This is a genomic window from Kaistella sp. (assembly GCF_049588135.1).
Lineage (GTDB): Bacteria > Bacteroidota > Bacteroidia > Flavobacteriales > Weeksellaceae > Kaistella.
Window position 1 is genome coordinate 1 of sequence record NZ_JBAVFG010000088.1, and the last position, 20901, is coordinate 20901.

Consider the following 20901-nt stretch of genomic DNA (forward strand, 5'->3'; position numbering starts at 1 on the left):
TATTGGTCCACTGAAAACATTTTTAAACGTTCCGGAAATATTTTCATCATTAATGGAAAAATCCACGGCTTCTTTAGATAAATTTAAAACTACCAAAACTTCGTTTTCACCATTTTTTCTAACATAAGCCAAAATTTTATCATCAGCCGAAGTTTTTAATATAAACGTTTTAGCCGAAGAATCACCGCCTCGCAATGCTGGATTGGTGGATTTTAGATTTAATAAAGTTTTATAAAAATCTGCCAGTTGATAGGTTCCGTTCCAATCAATAATGTCTTTTTCGAAAAATTCCAGGCGTTTCATATTCGGTAATTCTTGTCCGGAATATAACAATGGAACGCCATTCCAAGTTGCGCTGAAAACAGCCAATGGTTTTGCGATAACTCCATATTTTTCATATTCGGTTCCATTCCATGTATTTTCATCGTGATTGGTGGTAAACCACGCTCGCATAGAATGATCGCCAATATCTGAATATCTTTTTAATAAATCTTTTAAATCTTGAAGTGGCAAATTATTTTTGTAATAATCTTCGGTTTTGTGCATCCAAGTCCAGCTGTAACTTGCATCGAAAACCTTTCCGTAATCGGGATTTTCGAGTTCATCAAATTCGCCAATGAAAAATAATGGTTTTATTTTTTCAACTTCCGGACGAGCTTGTTCCCAAAAATCAACTTCTACCCAACTCGCCAAATCACAACGGAAACCATCAATATTGGTTTCTCGAACCCAGAATTTCATCGCATCAATCATGGCAATTCTCATGTCAGGATTTGAATAATCGAGCTCGATAATATCATCCATTCCGGAAGCGATGTGGAATTTCCCATCTTCATCGTGAAGGTAATATTCGGGATGAGAAACCGTCCAAACATGATCCCAACCGGTGTGATTTGCGACCCAATCGATGATGACTTTGAAACCCATTTTGTGCGCTTCATCTACCAAATGTTTGAAATCTTCCAAAGTTCCAAATTCAGGATTGATGGAAACATAATCGTGTGCTGCATATTGGCTTCCCATTGTTCCTTTTTTAACTTTCTGCGAAATTGGAGTTATGGGCATGAACCACAATGTTTTCACACCCATTTCTTTCAAACGGGGCATTTCTTTCTCGAAAGCGCGGAACGTTCCTTCTTGTGAATATTGTCTTAAATTAACTTCGTAAATATTGGTGGTATGTTTCCACTCGCTGGGTAAATCCATTTTTTTAGTATGTTTTTGGGTCGTACAAGAAATCACTCCTACACTCAGAATTGCTAAAAGAATTAGTCTTTTCATTGATAAAGATTTAAGGCAAATATATCGTTTATTATTCTAATTCCCCAAGAAGAGCAGCGCCGAAATCACCAATTGATGATATAAAACATGGACAAATATTTTCGCAAAGAATGATTTTTGCCATAAAAAAACCCCGTATTATTCGGGGTTTATATATTAAAATATTAATCTAAATCGTCATCGAAATCATCGTCGTCATTGTAATCGTCGTCCTCATCAAAATCATCTTCTTCTTCATCTTCAAAACTACTGGCTTTGAACTCATCTTCAAAGCTTGGGAATTCATCATCGGGTAACGGAATTACCCCATTTCGTTTTGCTTTCGATCCTGTTTTACTTGGTGCTTTCAAAGGTAATTTACCAAAACGAAACACTGTAATTGGATAATTTACGACGCTTTTTTCATCATTAATTTCAATTAATTCACAGAAAAATTCCCACAAATCCATAAATCCATATTGGAAGTGAATTTTGTCTCCTACTTTCTGGAAAACTTCACTGATATAGACATCAGACATAATTTCGCCTTCGCCGTCATCGCTCATATCTTCGAGCGGCACGGTTTTCACCACTACTCCATCTTCATCTAAGATGTTGAAAATAGACAGATCATCTCCTGTTAATGAAAACGCACTTTTAATTCCCAAATGCAAGTTCCAAAGATTTTGTTTGTCTTTAATTTCAATATCTCTGAAAATATCCTCTTTGGTGTCTAAAATAATTCGGAGTTTGTAAACCATTATTACCTTAAATTTTTACGATTAGTTATAAGTTTTATTCTTCGACTGCAAATATAAAACAATTGAAATTTTGCAAAAAAATTATTACCGACTTTTTATTAAAAAGTTTTGCTTACATTTCTTGCGTTTCTAAACTGCTTTTGGCAAAGAAAAACTGAATCGTGTCCCTTCTAAGTAAACGCTTTCTACAGAAACATTTTCCTGATGGGCTTCTAAAATATGTTTTACAATCGCTAAACCGAGACCAGAGCCACCATCGTTTCTATTTCTACTTGATTCTATTCGATAAAATCGCTCGAAAATCCGATGCAGCATTTCTGGTTTTATGCCCATTCCGTTATCTTTAACTTCGACTAAAATTTTTTGATTTTCTGAAGACGTTTTTATAGTAACAGTTGCGCTTTCACGATTAGAATAATAAATGGCATTCGAAATTAAATTGATTAAAACTTGTGATATCTTTTGTTTATCTGCAATCACAAACATTTGATTTGAAGAAGTTTGCAGAATAATGTTGGTGTTCTTTTTTTGGGCTTCCAGATCCAATATATCAATCAGTTCACGAATCAGGTGATTGAGATCGAAGCGGCTTTCATATAAGGTAATCTCGCCACTTTCAAACTGATTCATCATGTCTAAATCCTTAACAATATTAAGTAATCTTTCGACAGACTTATCAATTCTCTCCAAGTATTTATCTCGGATTGCCAAGTTTTCTACGCCGCCTTCCAATAAAGTATCCACGTAGCCTTGAATCGTAAAAAGCGGTGTTTTCATCTCATGCGAAACATTACCAATATATTCTTTTCGATAGGTTTCCATTTCTTTCATCGTATCGATTTCGGTGGTATTTTTTAAATTGAGATCAGAAACTCTTTGACCCAATTCTTTGAAATTCAAATCATTATCTTCATCCGTTAATTCTTCCGGTAAAATGGTTGAGATTTTTCGGATTTGTCTTTTTCCATAAAAATTAAAAAGAAAATCGACCACTAAATAATTGATAACCACCAATGCCATACTACTGATGAGCATCGTACTAAAAAACTGCCAATCGGTATTGGAAAAATAGTGTTTCGCTTCATCGAAAACGTAGATGAGCAAAAGCATGACCGCAGTTAGGTACAAAGAAGCTAAGAAAGTAAGTCGATAAAATTTCATATATAAATAATGCTTAATTACAGTTAAACAACTAATTTATAACCGATTCCTTTTAAAGTTTGTATCGTGTTAATTCCCAATTTTTCGCGCAATCTACGAATGTGAACATCAATCGTTCGCTCGCCTACAACGACATCATTCCCCCAAACTTTTTCTAAAATTTCTTCTCTTTTGAATACTTTTTCAGTGTTTGAGGCTAAAAGGTAAAGCAGATCGAATTCTTTTTTTGGTAATAAAAAGTGTTGTCCGCTTTTGGTTACTTTCACATTGTCTTTGTCGATCATTAAATCGCCAATTTTAAGAACTTTCACCTCATTACTTACTTTCGAAGTTAATTGTAAAAGGGCATTTATTTTAGAAATCAAAATTTTGGGTTTAATGATTTTTACTACATAGTCATTTGCTCCAGCTTGAAAACCTGCCAATTGAGAAAACTCTTCACTTCTGGCGGAAAGAAAAACGATGAGCGTATTTTGTAATTCTTTAATCTGACGAAGTTCCTGACACGTTTCGATTCCATCTTTTTCCGGCATCATTACGTCGAGTAAAATTAAATCGGGAATCATTTCTTTCGCTTTCTGAATTCCTTCATTTCCGTTGGTTGCAGTGGTAACCAAATATCCTTCTTTTTCAAGATTATAGGAGATGATCTCTAAAATATCAACCTCATCGTCGATCAAAAGAATCTTTTTCTTGTGCATTGTAAACTTTTTATTCTTTCAAAATTACTCAAATTAAATGTTCCAAAACCCATCAATTTAATAATTCATAATTAATTAATATAATCTCCTTTTTGTTAAAGGAATGGTAAACTAAAATTAAAACTGACGCAACATGAAATCACGGCATTATTTCTTCCTTTGTCCCGAAAGAAATCTAATTAAAAAAAAGAAATGAATATCAGAAAACTGAGCGTTGCGGTTTTGTTCTTATTATCATCCTCTGCCGTATTTTACGGACAAAAGAAAGAAAAGGATTCAGCACAAAGAGAAAATAAAATTGAAGGTATTGCACTGAAAGGTTCTCTAAAAAAAGGTTCGGAAAGCAACATCATTAGTTTACAGAGAAAATCAGTTGAAGTAATAGAACGTGTGGGTTCTGCTCAACTTGAAAAACAGGGAATCGGTGATGCGGCGACTGCGGTAACTAAAGCGTCGGGTACTCAAAAACAGGAAGGAAGCGGACAGATTATTATTCGCGGCCTGGGCGACCGCTATAATGCAACTACTTTGAACGGGCTCCCAATTCCATCGGATAATCCGGAATTTAAAAATATTAATCTGGAAATTTTTAAAACTTCTATCATTGAATATATTTCTCTGGATAAAGTATACAACCCGAAATTCTCAGGTGATTTTGGTGGGGCAAACATCAATATTGTTTCTAAAGAACATTCTGGCAAACCTTATTTTAAAGTCGGGATCGGAAGCAGTGTAAATCTGCAGACTTTTGATAAAGATAATTTCAAGCTGCAGGATGGCGGACCGGGATTTTTCGGATATCAAGAAACGACTTTCAGAAAAGGTGATCCGAAAGTAAGATATCCTTTCACCACCAGCTGGAATTTTAAAAATGCTGACAATCCATTCAATTCAAATATGGATATTGAAGGTGGTGCAACATTGGGAAAACTTTCAATTTTTGGATACGCCGGATTTGAAAACAATTACGTTTATAGCGCAGGGAAAGAAGGATTTTACGATTCTACTGGAGACGCCATAAAAGCTTTAGATGTTGACCGATATACTTACGGCAGCAATTCTACGGCCTTGGTTAATTTGGCGTACAAAATCAATGCTGCAAATAAAATCAGTTTTACTTCTAATTTCATTCATTCTTCTGAACAGGACGCGAGATTTTTCAAAGGCTATATGCGTGAAATCGGCACCGATATTATCATCAACAGAGGTGACAATAAACTGACTTCTACCCTCATTAATCAATTATACGGAAATCATAAAATAAATGATTCCTGGACGACCGATTGGGGCGTGAGCTACAACATGATGAACAGCAAAAGACCGGATCGTTTACAAAATACTTTCGATGCAAATACTTTAAATCTTATTGCTGCAAGTACCATTAATAATCACCGTTATTTCGATGAGCTAGTTGACAATACGCTTAATGGATTTCTAAACATTACCAAACAATTAGAAAATCTGAAAATAAATTTCGGGTACAACGGTTCTTACAAAGACCGACAATTCGACAATACAACGATCGGACTTAACTTCGACATTCAAACCGCAGTAAACCCCAACAATGTAGATGCTTTTATTAACACTTCCAACAATGGGATTATTCGATACAATACTTTTAGAAATGATAGTGAAAGATATATTCCTTTTTATTACAATTTTAAGCAAAATATCCAGGCTGGATATGTAAATTTTGATTATAAATTCAGTGATCGTTTGATTGTACAGTTAGGCGGAAGATTCGATTATGTAGATATTCAAAGTAAATGGGACGACGCCATTTTTGGCAAAGACAAAAGCAATAAAACGTATAACAAATTCTTGCCTGCATTGAATGCAAAATACAGCATTAATGACCAGCAAAACTTAAGGTTATCAGCTTCGAAAACTTATACGCTTCCACAGGCAAAAGAGTTGGTACCAACAGGATATTACGACGTTACCACCAATGTTTACGGTAATCCATATCTTTCTCCGTCAGATAACTATAATGTTGATTTAAAATGGGAACTTTTCAGCAAACCCGGCGAAGTATTTTCTGTGACCGCTTTCGGAAAATATATTAAAAATCCGATTGCAAGAACAACTTATTCCACCGCTGCATCAAGTGATATGACTTACTTCAACATCGCAAATTCGGGATATGTTGCCGGCGCTGAAATGGAATTTAGAAAAGACATTTACAAATCCGGAAATTCCAAATTATACACTTTTCTGAACGCCACTTATATGCACTCTGAACAAAAATTGAAATCTGAAGCAGAATTTGCCAAAGAAAACGGTGGAAAGACCATTCAGTTCAATGGTCAAACGACAGATGCCATACAAGGTGTCGCTGATTTTCTTGCGAATGTAAACCTGGGTTATAATCAAAAACTGAGTTCAAACAATACGGTTGATTTCGTGGTCTCTTATTCTTATGTCGGTAAAAGTTTATTTGCTTTAGGAACCAACAAAGTAGGAAATTTCTACGAAAACCCGATCCACCTTTTGGATGCGAATCTGAAATTCAATTTTAAACAAATCGGAATCGGAATTAATGCAAAAAATCTGATCAACTCCGAAAACAAAATAGAACAGGTAACCGATCATGTAGGTTACACAAACAGAAGTTATACAAAAGGACGACAAATCGGTTTAAACTTATCTTATCAATTTTAAAAATCTAATAAAAATTATCCTATGAAAAAGAACTTTTTAAAAGCAGCATTTTGCCTGACGTTAATGGCCTCTGCCTCGACCATTATGGTATCGTGCAGCAGAAATAACGATGATACAGAAGTGGCAAATTCTTCAATTGATCCGGCAAATTTTAAGGGAACGATTGCATCCGGCACAACCATCACGCTGGATCCTGCAAAAACATACAACCTTAACGGTAAATTACTGGTGGAAAACGGAGCAACTTTAATTATTCCTGCAGGAACAAAAATCGTAGGAGCCCAAGGCGCAAACTATCTGATCGTAGACCGTGGCGGAAAATTATTTGTAAACGGTACCGAATCTAATCCTGTCGTTTTTGAAGGCGCTCAACATACCCAGGGTTATTGGGGAGGAATCGTCATCTTAGGAAACGCGCCTACCAACAGAAGTGCTTCCGGAACATCTTCTTCAGAATTAGGAGATCTGGTTTACGGCGGAACCAATAAATCTGACAATTCAGGATCTATTAAATATTTGGTGATCAAAGACAGTGGTTTCAAATACAATCCTGAAAAAGAATTCAACGGACTTTCTCTATTCGGTGTCGGAAGCGGAACGACCATTTCTTACGTTTCAATTTTAAACGGAGGAGATGATGGTGTAGAATTTTTTGGTGGAAATGTAAACGCTGATCACTTAGTGGTTATCGGAGTTGGTGATGATTCTGTGGACTGGACTGAAGGATGGCAGGGAACCGCAAGTTATATTTATGCTGCCAGAAGCAAAGAATTCCTAAATGCTGTGGAACCGGGAAACAGAGGCGTAGAAGCAGATACCCAGGATACCGATCCTAATACCACGAACGGAAATGGCGTATCCAACCCAACCATCAGCAATATGACATTAATCGGAAACACCAAAGGTTCTGAATCTCAGGGAATGAAGATCAGAGCAGGATCGAACGGGAAATTCGACAATGTAGTAATCGCTAATTTTGCGACAGGCCTTGATTTTGAAACCGACAGAACTTACAACTGGTTCTTAGGCGGAAACTACCTCACCAACATTCGTTTCGTAAATGTAGGAACCAACTGGAAAGCAAAAGCGACAACAGCAATGCCAAATCCTGAACTTTCAACAGTGTTTACAATAAGCAGCACCTCAACTGGTGCCGGCAACGGAACCGCTTTACCAACCTGGGCAAAAACATGGTCCGGTTACACAAGCTTTGACGTAGCAGACGCGGGAAATTAAACACCGTATTTCTTCATAAAACTTTTCTTTCATTAAAGCCATCCTCACGGATGGTTTTTTTCTCTAAATCCATCACACTCCTTTTAAATTTAAAAAACTAACTTTCAAACACTTGAACTTCACCAATCCTCTTATTCGATTTGCCCATAATTAATAAAACAATAAAATCTAATTTCCAATATTAATTTAATATGAATTATTTGTTAATTTAATGTGAATTCCATTACTTTGTAATAGCAGTTGTATAAAAGCACTGATTATTAAAACTAACAGCAGAATTATGAAAAATACAATTAAATTAATAGGGATTTTAGGAATTATGATAACAACAGGATTAACTTATCATATACAGGCACAGGAAAGAAATCTCATCAAAGAAGTAAAAATCACAGCAAATGATGGATTCACCGAATTAAGAAATCTCGTAGCGCAGAATTTCAATTTCACCAATCCAAATCTCACAGAAGGAATAATGAATAGCGAAGTAAAATTTGAAGTCACTGAAAATGGCAAAATCGCAAATGTAAGCGTAAAAGGTGACTGTAAATACGTGAATCAGGAAATTCAGGAAGTGATGAATCACCTTCTTTACAAATTCCATGATTCCTCTAAAATGAATAAAGTTTACATTCTACCGATTTCGGTCGCTATTGCATCGAGATAAAAAACTTCAAATAAAAAAGCAAAACACCCGAATAAATATTCAGGTGTTTTGTTTTAATCCTCATCTTCATATTGTTCAAGATAATACGAAAATGAAAAATCATCGAGTTCATCATCGGCATCTTCCAAAGTGGTCAGCAAATCTTCGAAATCCTCGAGTTGTTCTACACTCATATTCACAAATTCTATATGCAGCGGAAGCTCCACAAATCCGGTTATCGAATCATAAAGCGCATCCAGATTATCACCGAACGTTTCAGGAAGTTTTAGTTTTTCTTTTAGTTGATCGAAAAAATCTTCCATATCTCCGATTTCCAAAAAATCTATATATACTGTATTCATAATTTTTTAATTTTAAATTTTAAAAGTAATCCAATCCAGCCCACTTGGCTCTTTTTACTTTTTACTGGTTCTTATTATTGTTTGTCAAACGTTTTATAATGATCTTTGGTGAGCCAGACTTCTCCGTTTTCGGTAAAGATAATTCGGTCAGCATTTCGGTTGGCGCAATTGTAATTAACGTCGGCTTCATAATACTCGTTTCCAGATGGAAGTTTTTTTTCGCGATTGCTGAAATGATCGCCGCCAATTGCTTTTCCCGGCAAAACATCGCAGAGATTACCTTTTGATGGAATCCAGCCTTGTTTTCGAGCTTCGTTTTTTGTGAGATAATAATCCGGAAGTTGGTGGTTTTGTTTCACATAATTAATGACGGTATTTTCTGCGCTAAGTTCATTAATATTTCCTTTTTCTGCCGAAGAATTCGACGAATTTTGATTAAAATTTTCATCAGCATTTCTTTGGGAAACCACTTCGGTATTTTGAGAATTCGGTTGATCGTTTTTCTTTTCAATTTTATAATTGCTAATGAAATGCATTACCAAAAATGCGGTGAGCAAACCGATGATGAAAAAGAGACCGAGTTTTGTATTTTGTTTGTTCATATTATTTAAAAAAAAATTAATCTTTTGGGTAAGGAATTGCTTTGTCTAACTCAACCGGATTATAATATTTCTTAATGTTTTTTTGCATAGTTTTCTTTTTTTGGTCGAGTTGTTCTTGGCTGGTTATTTTTTCTCCATTAATCATTATTGTCGCTCCACCACTTTTCAAGTTTTTTTTCATTTCTGTCATTGGATCATTATAATAATCAAGCTTTACTTTAAAATATTGTTTTAAAGAAACCAGAACAGGTTTGTTTCCATAATGTGTTTCTAAAAAATTTTGGGTTTCAGAAGTTTTTTGAAGATTAACGCTTTTAACTAATGAATAAATAAAGTCATTTTTTTCATCATTAAGTTCAAAAATTAATCCTGGCAAACCTCTAAATTTATATGGTCCTTCCTGAAAAGGAATACTCGGGCAAAACCAAGCAATCCAATTTCTACCACCAAAATTCGTGGTTGCTTTTTGTAAGGTATATTCTCCATTCTTTTTGGTTTCATTTTCTATTTTCCAATTTATTTTATCTTCACTTTCAATTACAAAATAATCAAACATATTGTCATGAAAAGATTTGTTTTGAAATGTGTTTCGTTTTCTTGCTATTAATTGATCGGAAGTTGTATTTGTTTGCCAGTTCTCACCGGTTTTTTTACTTATGGAATCATTTTTAAGAAAATCATCATCGTAAAATTTAACATTATCCTTATCAATATCTAAAACCATATTCATTGTTTCAGTTTGATCATTTAATTTCATTTGTAATTGATAAATAAATCTGTTGGTTTGCGAAAATGCAATCCCAAAAATAAAAATGATTAAAAAAGTGAAGTATTTTTTCATATTGTTTTTTTTTAAAATTCATGATTTAAATGTCCGCCAACATGGAACTCTGAACCCGAAGCTTGGAATCGTTTATCTCCAATTTTCCGGAATATCGCAAACCGGAATCGGCTGAATTTTATGTTGCGCAGCTTTATTCATTCTTTGAAAAATCTTGAAAACTTCCAGATCTCTTCCCGAATAATCACTTTCTGTTTTCGTTCCCCATTCTTTCTGAATTTTCTCCAACTCCGGATAAGTTGCACCGATTTGCTGTTCATCGGTTCTGGCTTCATCCCACAATCCATCTGCAGGAATTGCATTTTGAATAGATTCTACAAGGCCTAATGATTTCGCCAAAGCATAAACTTCGGTTTTATACAAATCGGCAATCGGTGAAACATCCACGCCTCCGTCACCATATTTGGTAAAAAAACCTACCCCAAAATCTTCTACTTTATTTCCGGTTCCGCAAACGAGAAGACTGTTAATTTGTCCGTAATAATATAAAGTAAGCATTCTCAAACGACTTCTTGTATTGGCAAAAGCGAGTTTTTCTACAGGAAACTCCTCATCATTAACATCGAAAATTTCATACAACTCTTCGAAAGCCGGAGTTAAATTCACCGAAATCGCTTCTACATTCGCAAAACGTTTCTTTAAATATTCCATGTGTTCCCAAGCCCGATCTACTTCATTCAAATTTTGTCGAATCGGCATTTCGATTAACAAAGTTTTCAATCCTGTCATGGCACACAAGGTAGAAACAACGGCAGAATCAACGCCACCGGAAACGCCGATCACGTACCCTTTTACATTGGCTTTTCCGGCATAATCCTGAAGCCATGAAACAATTTTTTCTGTTATTTTTTCTGTTTGCATTTAATCTTAATTAAATTTTTCTTTTACTAATTCATACCAATGACAAGTGGCATTATCTAAATTATCAATGAAAGTTCCCTGCTCCTCAAAACCCAATTTATCTTTCAATATTTTATTTGAATCAACATTTTGAATATCTGCACATGCATAAATTTTATCTAGATTCATTTTATTAAACCCATACTCCAAAACTGCCCTTCCTGATTCTGTCGCATATCCTTTTCCCCAAAATTCGGGAAGAAAACGATAGCCTAATTCATAAACATTTCTGAAACCGTTGAGAGGTTCAGTCGATAATTTCAAACCACTCCATCCGATTAGGAGATTCGATTCTTTTTCAATCACCGCCCATCTTGCGATTCCGTTTTCTTGATATTGTTTTCTGATTTTATTGATGGTTTCTTCAGATTCCTCCAATTTTGTCACTGGCTTTACTCCTATATATTTCATGACATCCTGATTGCTATCTAACAAAAATATCCTTTCGACATCTTCAAAAATAATTTCTCTTAAAATAAGTCTGGTTGTTTCAATGAATATTTTTGCCATTAATTTTCCTTATTTTTGCGTTTCTAAATTTGATGTAAAAATAATGAAGTTTTTTAGATATCTCTTGTTTTCTGCCGTATTCCTAACAGGAATGAATTCGTGTAAAAAAGATTCCGAAAACATTTGGAAAGTAGAAGTTAAAAACCCCATTGAAAAAGTACAATTGATTGACATTTCTAAAGAGTTATATGACCCCAATATCTCTTTGGAAAATTTCACTCAGAAATATCCGTTTTTTCAGGGAACTGTTCCAAATGAAGATTTCGTCGAAAGAAGAAAAACTCCCGAAGAGATTAAAATTTATAAAGAAGCGATTTCTAAAATAGAAGTCTCTAAACTCAATAAAGAGTTGGCTGCTTTATTTTCGCATATTAAAAATTATTTTCCTGATTTCGAAGAACCACAAGTTTTTCTTTATTCATCTGCTTTACAAGGAATCATGGAACCAATTTTCTATGAATCGCAAAAAGACATGCTGTTTATTGATATCACTGCATTTATGGGTGAGAACAATCCGAATTATAAAGGTTTGGAATTGTACTTTCAGAAAAGCATGAATCCAAAAAACATTCTTCCTAAAGTTTCTGAAATCTTTGCTGAGCATTTTGTAGAACGTAATTTTGAACATCAAAAATTCATAGACCAAATCGTATATTATGGAAAACTGATGATTTTGCAAGATGCTTTTTTACCGAATGAGCCCGATGCTTTAAAAATGAATTATACGCCCGAACAATATGAATGGGCAAAAGCAAATGAAGCGAATGTTTGGAATTATTTCGTAGAAAACAATCTGGTTTTCAGTGATGACCAAAGGCTGGCAGAGCGTTTCATCAATCCTGCGCCATTTTCTAAATTCTATACAGAAATCGATAATGAATCCTCACCGCAAATCGGAATTTTTACCGGTTGGCAAATCTGCAGAAAATTCTATCAGGAAAAACCAGAAACTAAGTTGGTGGATTTTCTAAAAATGAACGCTCAGGAAATTTTTAATCAAAGTAATTACAAACCGAAAAATTAAATAAAAACAAATCATTTCTTTAAAATATATTATCTTTAAAAATTATGAAAAAGACCCAAATTACCATAGATATCGAATTAGACGAAAACCACGTTCCCGAAAAAATGACCTGGAATGCGGAAGACGGAGGAGTCGAAAAACAGGAAACCAAAGCCACCATGATTTCGGTATGGGATGATGAAAAAAAGGAAGCATTAAGAATTGATCTCTGGACCAAAGACATGCCAGTTGACCAAATGAAAATGTTTCTTCATCAAATCTTAATTTCAATGGGAAATACTTACGAAAGAGCAACTGGTGAAGAAGATGTTGCTTTTTGGCTGGAACAAATGGCAGAAGAATTTGCACAACGTGCAGCAATTAAAATGTAAAAAATAAATGTAGCAATCTAAAAGTCTAACAATGTAACAATCATTGGTAAACTGTTAAATTGATATATTGCTAAATTATAAAATTATGAATTTCAACACTAAAGTAATCCACGGTGGGCAACACCACGAATCAGCGACAGGTGCGGTAAATGTTCCTGTATTTTTAACGTCCACTTTTGCACAAAAATCTCCGGGTGTGCATTCCGGTTACGAATATTCGCGAGCGGCAAACCCTACAAGACAAGCACTGGAAGACAGTTTGGCAAGCATCGAAAACGGAGCGAGAGGATTAGCATTCGGATCTGGCTTGGCTGCCATCGACTGTGTTTTGAAATTATTGAATCCTGGTGATGAAATCATTTCTGTAGATGACTTGTACGGTGGAAGTTATAGAATGTTCACCCGATTATTCGAAAAATATCAATTAAAATTCACCTTTGTTAATTTTGATGATGTTTCAAAAATCGCAGATATTATTACGGATAAAACTAAATTAATCTGGCTCGAAACTCCGACCAATCCATTGATGAAATTGGTAGACATCAAAGCAGTAACCGATTTGGTAAAAGGAAAAGATATTTTAGTTGCAGTTGATAATACTTTTGCAACTCCTTATATTCAACGACCTATCGATTTGGGTGCAGATATCGTAATGCATTCGGCGACTAAATACTTAGGTGGACATTCAGATGCTATTGCTGGTGCTTTAATTGCAAACACTCCAGAACTTGGTGAAAAACTTCATTTCATACAATTTGCTAGTGGCGGAATTTTAGGTCCACATGATTCTTATTTGGTTTTAAGAGGAATTAAAACTTTGGCTTTAAGAATGCAAAGACATTCCGAAAATGGTATTGCAGTAGCAAAATACTTAGAAACTCATCCTTCTATTGATAAAGTTTTTTATCCAGGATTAGAATCACATCCACAACATGAGCTGGCAAACAAACAGATGAGAGAACCAGGCGGAATGGTTTCTTTCACCTTTAAATCAGGAAAAAAAGAAGATGCAATTCAATTTTTAGAAAAATTAAAAGTGTTCACTTTGGCCGAATCTTTGGGCGGCGTTGAATCTTTGGCAAATCATCCAGCATTGATGACTCACGCTTCAATTCCTGCAGAAAAACGTGCAGAATTGGGAATTACCGACGATTTGGTAAGATTAAGCGTTGGGATTGAAGATGCAGAAGATTTGATCGCAGATTTGGAAAAAGCTTTTAATTAATGTAACAATCTAATAGTCTAACAGTTTACCAATATTTTAAAGATTGGTAAATTGTTAGACTATTAAATTGGCCAATTAAAGAAGATGACAGAATTTCAAAAATACATTCAGCAATATTTAGACTTAATTCCATCTGAAAATTGGTTGGAAGAACTGAAAAAATCGGGTGAAAAAACAGTTTCCTTATATTCCTATTTAACCAAAGAACAATCGAATTTCGCTTATGCGGAAGGGAAATGGTCATTGATAGAATTGCTTCAGCATTTATCCGATACCGAAAGAATTTTCCAGTACCGAATCTTGGCTTTTGCGAGAGGCGAAAAATCGGAATTGCCGGGTTTCGATGAAGAACATTATGCTGGCAATTCTTTTGCGAATGAAAGAAGTTTAGAATCTTTATTGCAAGAATTTCAATTGGTTAGGCAATCTTCCTTGATTTTATTGGAAACATTAAATCCAGAAGTTTTAAAAAATATCGGAACTGCGAATGGAAACCAAATTTCTGTAGAAACCATCGGGAAACTGATTGTTGGGCATAATATTCATCATTTGAATATTATTGAGGAAAGGTATTTACCTCAATTTTAAAAGGAATTATTTTAGACGAAAATTTTATAAATTAATAAAAAATGAACTGTCCTTGTTCCTCCGGAAAACTATACGAAAATTGTTGCCAACCTTTTCATTTAGGCAAAAAAAACGCACCAACTGCCGAAGCTTTGATGCGCTCAAGATTTTCTGCATTTGCGATTCCGAACGGGGAATATTTAATGGAAACCACGCTTCCCAAAAAGCGAAAACTTCACCATAAAAAAGATTTACAGGAATGGGGAGAAATCAATGAATGGACAAAATTGGAAATCATTAAAACGCCCACTTTTAATCAAGTCGAATTCAAAGCTTATTATAATGATGAAAATGGGAAACCACAAATTCATCATGAACTATCCGATTTTCAGGAAATAGATCAGCGTTGGTATTATGTTTCGGGGGAATTTTCAGACTAGAATCAAGACAAAAGAGCAAAGAATAAAGATATGCGTGAAATTATTTTTCCTGTTTCTTTTTCTGCCTTAAAACGTACAAATACAAACTTTCGACTTTGGTTCGTGCCCAATCGGTTTTTCTTAAAAATTTTAAAGAAGATTTAATGCTGGGATTATCGGTAAAACATTTGATATTAATCTGCTCACCGAGCTTTTCAAATCCATTATAATATTCGACCAATTCTTCCAAAATTGCGTCTAGGCGTTTTCCGTGTAAAGGATCTTTCGATTTTTGTTCCATAATGTGTAAAAATAGGTAAATTAGTTTTCAGGAAAAAAAAAGATGAAATATGACCAAATTTAGAAACATACACAAGAACAAATTCTACAGAAAATACTGTTTGATTTGATTTTACAATCCCAACTTCTTGAGCGATTACAGTGGAAATCCTTTTTTGGGAAGGGGATTTATGGCTGTGAAAAAAGACGCACCCAAACATATCATCTAAACTCGTTCCTCATTTTACGACGGAAAGCTCAGTATTTTTGGAGATTCAAAAAGCGAAAGCGAAAGGCACGCCAAAAAATCCAGAAATACTTTTTCATTCAAAACTAATTCGTAACTTTCACTAAACAAATGAAGTATGTTTTTGGTGGACTTACTTTTTCCGAATCGTTGTTTAGAATGCAACCGAATTATTCACTCCGATGAAGTGGCTTGCGAATTGTGTTTTGACCAAATTCATTTTACGCATCATCAATTTTCTGAAAGCAATATTTTAACAGAAAAATGTCGTTTACTTTTTCCGGTTGAAAATGCTTTTGCTTTAATGCAATTCGAGGAAGAAAGCATAAGTCAAAAAATTATTCATCGACTAAAATATGGTAGTTGCGAGAAAATCGGAAAAACTATCGCAAACTGGACGGTGGGAAGATTAGATTTAAACCACTCCAAACCAGATCTTTTAGTAACGATTCCGCTTCATCCGAAAAAATTAAAAGAACGCGGATACAATCAGTTGCATTCCTTTGCTGACGAACTTTCACAACAATTAAAAATCCCCTGTAATCATACTTTAATTAAAAGACATTTTTACAAAAAAGCTCAAGCTCAGAAAAATAAAGAACAAAGAATTTTTAATGAAAATCTTTTTTCAATCACTCAAAATATTTCTAATCAACATTTATTATTAATCGACGATGTTTTCACCACCGGAAATACAATGAGCGCAGTGGCGTGGCAAATTTTAAAAGCCGGAAATAACAAAGTGAGTGTTTTGGTGATGGCGATGGATTAATCCACGCCAATTTTTATTGTTATATAACCTGTCCAACCACCGATACGAGCGATTATCCATGTAATCCACGCAAGGGTTTCTTCATCATATGGATTTTTTTACGTTGAATCTAACAGCTTTGCATGAAATAGTAAAACCCTAACATTAATTAGTTTTTACATTTACACAAGAAATTAACTTTAAAATTTCAAATTTTTACTAGAAATAACAACCTTTTTTTTGGCTGCAATATTAAACATATAATCTTCCAAAACCTTCTCCGTAGTTCCGCGCAGTCCTCTTGCTCCGAGACCTTTATCCATCGTTTCTTCAACGATGCTCTCTAGTCCATCAGCTGTAAACTTCAGCTCTACTCCATCCATTTTAAACAATTCTACGAACTGATTTACGATTGAATTTTTAGGCTCTTTCATAATCCGAACCATGGTCTCTTTGGTTAACTTATCAAGATGGGTAATGATTGGGAATCTACCTAAAAGTTCAGGAATCAAACCAAACTTACGCAAATCAATTGCATTAAGCTGACTTAAGATATATTCTTCTTCCTCTACTTTATTCAGTTTTTCTGCACTGAAACCAATCGCTTGTTTATTTAATCTGCGCTCGATAATCTCTTTAATCCCATCGAAAGCTCCACCTGCAATAAATAAAATATTCTGAGTATTCACTTGGATGTATTTTTGATCGGGATGCTTTCTTCCCCCTTGCGGTGGTACATTTACAATACTTCCTTCTAATAACTTCAATAAACCTTGCTGTACTCCTTCACCAGAAACATCTCTCGTAATGCTAGGATTATCAGACTTGCGTGCAATTTTATCGATCTCATCAATGAATACAATTCCTTTTTCAGCTCTTTCTACATCATAATCAGCCACCATTAAAAGCCGGGATAAAATACTTTCAACATCCTCACCTACGTAACCAGCTTCTGTAAGAATCGTTGCATCCACAATACAAAAAGGCACATTCAGCTCTCTTGCAATCGATTTTGCCAAGAGGGTTTTTCCTGTACCTGTTTCACCTATCATGATAACATTTGACTTTTCAATCTCTACCTCCCGATTTTCATCTTTTGCATGCAATAACCTTTTATAATGATTGTACACTGCTACTGATAATTGTTTTTTTGCCTGATCCTGACCAATGACATATTGATCTAGGAATTCTTTTATTTCTTTCGGCTTTTTTAAATCCTCTATCTTTTCTGTAGAAGTAGAACTATGGGATGCACTGGTTTCCTTTACAATCCCATGTGCTTGTTCGATGCATTCTTCACAAATAAAACCGTTATTTCCAGAGATTAGCATTTGAACTTCATTTCGTTTTTTTCCACAAAAAGAACATTGGTTTGAATTCATATAATATATATAATTAGAATAAGTTAAAAAAAATTTTGTCAAAGTTCGATACTCTGACAAAAGCTGGTGTTTAAGAATTAATGATATGTTGCTGAGCTTCCCGATACTCGTCATCAGAAAATTTCAATCTCACATTTTTGAAGTTCATATCTTCCATTTTATTAATTGGGATTAAATGAATGTGGGCATGCGGAACCTCTAATCCTACAACTGCAACAGCGATTCTGCGCTCAGGATAGGCTTTCTCCATTTTTTTTGCAACATTTTGCGCAAAACTCCAAAGGTTTTTGAAATCTTCATTTTCTAAGTCAAAAATAAGATCCACTTCTTTCTTTGGAATGACCAAACAATGACCTTTAACCAAAGGCATAACATCTAAGAATGCCAAATGCTTTTCGTCTTCTGCAATGATGTACGAAGGAATTTCGCCCTGTACAATTTTTGTAAAAATAGAAGCCATGATGATTGTATTTAATTAAAAACCCACGCAAATGCGAGGGCACAAAATTACAAAATGTTAATAAAGGAAGCTGTTAAAAATTTGGTAATTTTTCAAAACACTCCCAAACATTATATTTTATAAGACTCTTTTTTAATTAATTAGTCCAAATAGATTTCTAACACTTCGAAAGAAAGTGTATTACCATTTGGCAAAAGAATTTCAGCATTTTCACCTACTACTTTTCCTAATAAACCTTTCGCAATAGGAGTATTCACAGAAATTCTTCCCGATTTCAAATCACTCTCATTATCAGGAACTAAAGTAAATTTTTGCTCTCCTTTGGTTGCGTTATTTTTAAGACGAACGGTTGTGAGAATCGAAACTTTTGAAGTATCTAATTGCGTTTCATCAATTACCTTTCCATTTACGATAAGATTTTTAAGTTTAGAAATTTTCATTTCCAACATTCCTTGTGCTTCTTTTGCTGCATCGTATTCTGCATTTTCAGAAAGATCACCCTTATCTCTTGCTTCAGCAATTTGAGCGGTGATTTTGGGTCTTTCAATGGTTTCCAGTTGTTCCAGTTCAGCTTTCATTTTATCCAATCCTACTTTGGTGACGTAACTTGCCATAATTTCTACTTTTAACGTTAGTATAAAAAAATAATCCGACATTTGCCGGACAATGTTTTTTGTGTTGATTTGTTTCACAAAGATATAAATATATTTTAAATGAAAAGAAATATTTCCAGCGTCTTTTTCTCAACAATTCTAATTTTTACTACTTTAAATTTCATCTCTTGTGGCAATCGAGAAGAGACCGTAAGCTGTTTCCCCAAGACTCCAATTAATGTAACTCTCAACCTTAACCTTTCTACTTATTTTACACTACAAAATGTTGGTGGATGGATTTATGTCAACGAACAACAATCTGGAACCCGAGGTTTAATCGTGGTGAGAACAACAAACGGATTCAAAGTATATGACAGAAATGCACCGCACATTTGCCCCGATTCGAACACCACTTTAAGTGTTGAACAAGACATCAAAATTGTTTGTCCAAAAGATGGAGCAGAATGGATTACCATTACCGGTGAACCCATTAAAATTTCGAAAGTCCCTCCAAAAACTTATCCTTATAATTACGATAGCTCTACCAAAATTCTTTCGATTTATTATTAATCAAATTGTCAATTTTAACTTATAAAAATGAAAGCAGTTATTCAAAGAGTTTCTAAAGCCAATGTAAAAGTAGATAGCGAAATCGTTGGCGAAATTTCAAATGGTTTACTTTTATTAATCGGAATTGATGAAGAAGATGAAAAAGCCGACGCCGATTGGCTCATTCAAAAAATATTAAATTTGAGGATCTTCGGTGACGAAGAAGGAAAACTAAATTTATCTGTTCTAAATATTTCCGGCGAAATCCTTTGTATCAGTCAATTTACTTTAATTGCAGATTATAAAAAGGGAAATCGTCCATCTTTCATCAAAGCTGCAAAACCCGAAAAAGCCATTCCATTATTCGACTATTTTAAAACCGAAATTGCAAAATCAGCATTGAAAATTGAAAGCGGAATTTTCGGTGCAGACATGAAGGTCTCTTTGCTCAATGACGGACCAGTGACCATTTTGATGGATTCTAAAACAAAACTTTAAATAAAATTTCCTTACACTTTAAAAAAACAACTCTTATTTTTAATTAAATTTGAGCATATTATTATTAAAAATGAAGAAAACCATCTTGATTATTTCTGCGACCCTTTTTTTATCGTGTTCAAAAAAAGAAAACGCAAGTACAAACGACATTTCCTTGGAAGCCAAAAGAATAGAATCGATTAATATTGAACGTCAAAAACTAAATGACAGTATTACCATTAGAAATCAACAAAATATCTTCAAGGATTTAAGCGGAAAACATCAGTTAAAATTTAGTTCCGATGAAACTTCATCCTTTTGGGGAACCGCCAACTTCGAAAAAACAGGCAGAGATTCATATGCATTATCTGGAAATGCCCAATCAGGGAAAAATACTTTAGAAATAAAAGGAACGGTGAAGAAAGTCTCAGAGAAACATCTTAATTTTGAAGGAAAAATAACTCAAAAAATTAACGGAATTGTTTTTAAAAGAACGAAAAACACCACTTTCTTTGATGAAGGAAAAGGAAAATTCTGGCGATTACAAAATAAAGTAAATGGTTCGGGATTTGTTGATTATATCGACATCTATTTTTAAAAAACACCGATTATGTTAAATTACGAAATATCCGGCAGCGGAAAAGAAACCCTTGTTTTGCTCCATGGCTTTATGGAAAACCTAACGATTTGGGATGACATGGACACTTATCTTTCAGAGAAATTTTCTTTAATTAAAATCGATTTACCAGGACACGGTTTATCGAAAATTTACAACGAAATCCACACGATGGAATTGGTCGCAGACGAAGTGAAAAAAGTGACGGATAAACTGAATTTGGATCAATTTCACTTGCTTGGTCATTCGATGGGCGGCTACGTTTCTTTGGCTTTTGCGGAAAAATTTCCTGAGGTCTTGAAG

Annotated in this window: 26 protein-coding genes; 13 read left to right on the forward strand and 13 right to left on the reverse strand. The window is 34.4% G+C overall.

The genetic code is table 11. The annotated features are described in order from the left end of the window. The 4 genes from WBY99_RS05045 to WBY99_RS05060 form a co-directional block, all read right to left on the reverse strand. The coding region (locus tag WBY99_RS05045) for an alpha-amylase family glycosyl hydrolase (protein ID WP_423975245.1) at positions 1 to 1281 on the reverse strand (1281 nt) is incomplete at its 3' end. A gap of 164 nt (positions 1282 to 1445) precedes the next feature. Continuing rightward, positions 1446 to 2021 (reverse strand): IS1096 element passenger TnpR family protein, encoded by a 576-nt coding sequence (locus tag WBY99_RS05050; RefSeq protein ID WP_423975246.1) that lies wholly within the window; start codon positions 2019 to 2021, stop codon positions 1446 to 1448. 129 nt (positions 2022 to 2150) lie between these two features. Continuing rightward, positions 2151 to 3182 (reverse strand): sensor histidine kinase, encoded by a 1032-nt coding sequence (locus tag WBY99_RS05055; RefSeq protein ID WP_423975247.1) that lies wholly within the window; start codon positions 3180 to 3182, stop codon positions 2151 to 2153. A gap of 23 nt (positions 3183 to 3205) precedes the next feature. Further along, the gene (locus tag WBY99_RS05060) at positions 3206 to 3883 is read right to left on the reverse strand and encodes a response regulator transcription factor (RefSeq protein ID WP_423975248.1); all 678 of its coding nucleotides are present in this window, start codon (positions 3881 to 3883) and stop codon (positions 3206 to 3208) included. A gap of 192 nt (positions 3884 to 4075) precedes the next feature. Here WBY99_RS05060 and WBY99_RS05065 point away from each other — a divergent pair, with 192 nt between their 5' ends. The 3 genes from WBY99_RS05065 to WBY99_RS05075 all read left to right on the forward strand — a co-directional run bounded on the left by WBY99_RS05065 (position 4076) and on the right by WBY99_RS05075 (position 8444). Next, positions 4076 to 6544 carry a TonB-dependent receptor domain-containing protein gene (locus WBY99_RS05065; RefSeq protein WP_423975249.1) on the forward strand — a complete coding sequence of 823 codons (2469 nt, stop codon included), beginning with the start codon at positions 4076 to 4078 and terminating at the stop codon, positions 6542 to 6544. Between the two features lie 21 nt (positions 6545 to 6565). Next, complete coding sequence (locus WBY99_RS05070) at positions 6566 to 7780, forward strand: hypothetical protein (RefSeq protein WP_423975250.1); 1215 nt, start codon at positions 6566 to 6568, stop codon at positions 7778 to 7780. A 280-nt stretch (positions 7781 to 8060) separates the two neighbouring features. Then, positions 8061 to 8444 (forward strand): hypothetical protein, encoded by a 384-nt coding sequence (locus tag WBY99_RS05075; RefSeq protein WP_423975251.1) that lies wholly within the window; start codon positions 8061 to 8063, stop codon positions 8442 to 8444. Positions 8445 to 8497: 53 nt separating this feature from the next. Here WBY99_RS05075 and WBY99_RS05080 read toward each other — a convergent pair whose 3' ends face one another. The 5 genes from WBY99_RS05080 to WBY99_RS05100 all read right to left on the reverse strand — a co-directional run bounded on the left by WBY99_RS05080 (position 8498) and on the right by WBY99_RS05100 (position 11638). Next, positions 8498 to 8785: a barstar family protein gene (locus WBY99_RS05080; RefSeq protein WP_423975252.1), complete on the reverse strand. Its 288-nt coding sequence runs from the start codon at positions 8783 to 8785 to the stop codon at positions 8498 to 8500. Positions 8786 to 8859: 74 nt separating this feature from the next. Further along, complete coding sequence (locus WBY99_RS05085; protein WP_423975253.1) at positions 8860 to 9387, reverse strand: ribonuclease domain-containing protein; 528 nt, start codon at positions 9385 to 9387, stop codon at positions 8860 to 8862. Between the two features lie 16 nt (positions 9388 to 9403). Beyond that, positions 9404 to 10228, reverse strand: coding sequence for a GLPGLI family protein (locus WBY99_RS05090; RefSeq protein WP_423975254.1), 825 nt, complete (start codon positions 10226 to 10228; stop codon positions 9404 to 9406). Between the two features lie 72 nt (positions 10229 to 10300). Continuing rightward, entirely contained in the window at positions 10301 to 11089 is a 789-nt protein-coding gene (nadE, locus tag WBY99_RS05095) for an NAD(+) synthase (RefSeq protein ID WP_423975255.1), read from the reverse strand. A gap of 6 nt (positions 11090 to 11095) precedes the next feature. Then, entirely contained in the window at positions 11096 to 11638 is a 543-nt protein-coding gene (locus WBY99_RS05100) for a GNAT family N-acetyltransferase (RefSeq protein ID WP_423975256.1), read from the reverse strand. A gap of 43 nt (positions 11639 to 11681) precedes the next feature. On the opposite strand from WBY99_RS05100, the gene WBY99_RS05105 reads away from it, so the two are divergent. The 5 genes from WBY99_RS05105 to WBY99_RS05125 all read left to right on the forward strand — a co-directional run bounded on the left by WBY99_RS05105 (position 11682) and on the right by WBY99_RS05125 (position 15265). Beyond that, a complete protein-coding gene (locus WBY99_RS05105; RefSeq protein WP_423975257.1) occupies positions 11682 to 12662 on the forward strand; it encodes a gliding motility protein GldB in 981 nt (326 codons plus the stop codon). A gap of 44 nt (positions 12663 to 12706) precedes the next feature. Continuing rightward, entirely contained in the window at positions 12707 to 13033 is a 327-nt protein-coding gene (gene gldC / locus WBY99_RS05110) for a gliding motility protein GldC (RefSeq protein WP_423975258.1), read from the forward strand. Positions 13034 to 13118: 85 nt separating this feature from the next. Then, a complete protein-coding gene (locus tag WBY99_RS05115) occupies positions 13119 to 14258 on the forward strand; it encodes a cystathionine gamma-synthase (RefSeq protein ID WP_423975259.1) in 1140 nt (379 codons plus the stop codon). 84 nt (positions 14259 to 14342) lie between these two features. Further along, entirely contained in the window at positions 14343 to 14846 is a 504-nt protein-coding gene (locus tag WBY99_RS05120; protein WP_423975260.1) for a DinB family protein, read from the forward strand. A gap of 41 nt (positions 14847 to 14887) precedes the next feature. Then, entirely contained in the window at positions 14888 to 15265 is a 378-nt protein-coding gene (locus tag WBY99_RS05125) for a YchJ family protein (protein WP_423975261.1), read from the forward strand. 40 nt (positions 15266 to 15305) lie between these two features. On the opposite strand, the gene WBY99_RS05130 is transcribed toward WBY99_RS05125, so the two are convergent. Further along, on the reverse strand, positions 15306 to 15545 hold the full coding sequence (locus WBY99_RS05130) for a VF530 family DNA-binding protein (protein ID WP_423975262.1): 240 nt from the start codon (positions 15543 to 15545) through the stop codon (positions 15306 to 15308). A gap of 343 nt (positions 15546 to 15888) precedes the next feature. Between WBY99_RS05130 and WBY99_RS05135 the strand changes: the two genes are divergently transcribed. Further along, positions 15889 to 16542 carry a ComF family protein gene (locus tag WBY99_RS05135; protein ID WP_423975263.1) on the forward strand — a complete coding sequence of 218 codons (654 nt, stop codon included), beginning with the start codon at positions 15889 to 15891 and terminating at the stop codon, positions 16540 to 16542. A gap of 179 nt (positions 16543 to 16721) precedes the next feature. Here WBY99_RS05135 and clpX read toward each other — a convergent pair whose 3' ends face one another. From clpX to greA, 3 genes are all read right to left on the reverse strand, one after another. Then, on the reverse strand, positions 16722 to 17903 hold the full coding sequence (gene clpX / locus WBY99_RS05140) for an ATP-dependent Clp protease ATP-binding subunit ClpX (protein ID WP_423975264.1): 1182 nt from the start codon (positions 17901 to 17903) through the stop codon (positions 16722 to 16724). A gap of 70 nt (positions 17904 to 17973) precedes the next feature. Next, on the reverse strand, positions 17974 to 18363 hold the full coding sequence (locus WBY99_RS05145; RefSeq protein ID WP_423975265.1) for an HIT family protein: 390 nt from the start codon (positions 18361 to 18363) through the stop codon (positions 17974 to 17976). Between the two features lie 140 nt (positions 18364 to 18503). Further along, the gene (greA, locus tag WBY99_RS05150) at positions 18504 to 18977 is read right to left on the reverse strand and encodes a transcription elongation factor GreA (protein ID WP_423975270.1); all 474 of its coding nucleotides are present in this window, start codon (positions 18975 to 18977) and stop codon (positions 18504 to 18506) included. 99 nt (positions 18978 to 19076) lie between these two features. Here greA and WBY99_RS05155 point away from each other — a divergent pair, with 99 nt between their 5' ends. From WBY99_RS05155 to WBY99_RS05170, 4 genes are all read left to right on the forward strand, one after another. After that, positions 19077 to 19526 carry a hypothetical protein gene (locus WBY99_RS05155; RefSeq protein WP_423975266.1) on the forward strand — a complete coding sequence of 150 codons (450 nt, stop codon included), beginning with the start codon at positions 19077 to 19079 and terminating at the stop codon, positions 19524 to 19526. 27 nt (positions 19527 to 19553) lie between these two features. Then, positions 19554 to 20003 (forward strand): D-aminoacyl-tRNA deacylase, encoded by a 450-nt coding sequence (gene dtd / locus WBY99_RS05160; RefSeq protein WP_423975267.1) that lies wholly within the window; start codon positions 19554 to 19556, stop codon positions 20001 to 20003. 70 nt (positions 20004 to 20073) lie between these two features. Then, positions 20074 to 20580 carry a hypothetical protein gene (locus WBY99_RS05165; protein WP_423975268.1) on the forward strand — a complete coding sequence of 169 codons (507 nt, stop codon included), beginning with the start codon at positions 20074 to 20076 and terminating at the stop codon, positions 20578 to 20580. A gap of 12 nt (positions 20581 to 20592) precedes the next feature. Further along, positions 20593 to 20901: alpha/beta fold hydrolase (locus WBY99_RS05170; RefSeq protein WP_423975269.1), on the forward strand; the 309-nt coding region annotated here is incomplete at its 3' end.

Bases quoted from the DNA above. Each gene is read 5' to 3' on its own strand.
- WBY99_RS05050 (WP_423975246.1), bottom strand. From the start codon at position 2,021: ATGGTTTACAAACTCCGAATTATTTTAGACACCAAAGAGGATATTTTC.
- WBY99_RS05055 (WP_423975247.1), bottom strand. From the start codon at position 3,182: ATGAAATTTTATCGACTTACTTTCTTAGCTTCTTTGTACCTAACTGCG.
- WBY99_RS05060 (WP_423975248.1), bottom strand. From the start codon at position 3,883: ATGCACAAGAAAAAGATTCTTTTGATCGACGATGAGGTTGATATTTTA.
- WBY99_RS05065 (WP_423975249.1), top strand. From the start codon at position 4,076: ATGAATATCAGAAAACTGAGCGTTGCGGTTTTGTTCTTATTATCATCC.
- WBY99_RS05070 (WP_423975250.1), top strand. From the start codon at position 6,566: ATGAAAAAGAACTTTTTAAAAGCAGCATTTTGCCTGACGTTAATGGCC.
- WBY99_RS05075 (WP_423975251.1), top strand. From the start codon at position 8,061: ATGAAAAATACAATTAAATTAATAGGGATTTTAGGAATTATGATAACA.
- WBY99_RS05080 (WP_423975252.1), bottom strand. From the start codon at position 8,785: ATGAATACAGTATATATAGATTTTTTGGAAATCGGAGATATGGAAGAT.
- WBY99_RS05085 (WP_423975253.1), bottom strand. From the start codon at position 9,387: ATGAACAAACAAAATACAAAACTCGGTCTCTTTTTCATCATCGGTTTG.
- WBY99_RS05090 (WP_423975254.1), bottom strand. From the start codon at position 10,228: ATGAAAAAATACTTCACTTTTTTAATCATTTTTATTTTTGGGATTGCA.
- nadE (WP_423975255.1), bottom strand. From the start codon at position 11,089: ATGCAAACAGAAAAAATAACAGAAAAAATTGTTTCATGGCTTCAGGAT.
- WBY99_RS05100 (WP_423975256.1), bottom strand. From the start codon at position 11,638: ATGGCAAAAATATTCATTGAAACAACCAGACTTATTTTAAGAGAAATT.
- WBY99_RS05105 (WP_423975257.1), top strand. From the start codon at position 11,682: ATGAAGTTTTTTAGATATCTCTTGTTTTCTGCCGTATTCCTAACAGGA.
- gldC (WP_423975258.1), top strand. From the start codon at position 12,707: ATGAAAAAGACCCAAATTACCATAGATATCGAATTAGACGAAAACCAC.
- WBY99_RS05115 (WP_423975259.1), top strand. From the start codon at position 13,119: ATGAATTTCAACACTAAAGTAATCCACGGTGGGCAACACCACGAATCA.
- WBY99_RS05120 (WP_423975260.1), top strand. From the start codon at position 14,343: ATGACAGAATTTCAAAAATACATTCAGCAATATTTAGACTTAATTCCA.
- WBY99_RS05125 (WP_423975261.1), top strand. From the start codon at position 14,888: ATGAACTGTCCTTGTTCCTCCGGAAAACTATACGAAAATTGTTGCCAA.
- WBY99_RS05130 (WP_423975262.1), bottom strand. From the start codon at position 15,545: ATGGAACAAAAATCGAAAGATCCTTTACACGGAAAACGCCTAGACGCA.
- WBY99_RS05135 (WP_423975263.1), top strand. From the start codon at position 15,889: ATGTTTTTGGTGGACTTACTTTTTCCGAATCGTTGTTTAGAATGCAAC.
- clpX (WP_423975264.1), bottom strand. From the start codon at position 17,903: ATGAATTCAAACCAATGTTCTTTTTGTGGAAAAAAACGAAATGAAGTT.
- WBY99_RS05145 (WP_423975265.1), bottom strand. From the start codon at position 18,363: ATGGCTTCTATTTTTACAAAAATTGTACAGGGCGAAATTCCTTCGTAC.
- greA (WP_423975270.1), bottom strand. From the start codon at position 18,977: ATGGCAAGTTACGTCACCAAAGTAGGATTGGATAAAATGAAAGCTGAA.
- WBY99_RS05155 (WP_423975266.1), top strand. From the start codon at position 19,077: ATGAAAAGAAATATTTCCAGCGTCTTTTTCTCAACAATTCTAATTTTT.
- dtd (WP_423975267.1), top strand. From the start codon at position 19,554: ATGAAAGCAGTTATTCAAAGAGTTTCTAAAGCCAATGTAAAAGTAGAT.
- WBY99_RS05165 (WP_423975268.1), top strand. From the start codon at position 20,074: ATGAAGAAAACCATCTTGATTATTTCTGCGACCCTTTTTTTATCGTGT.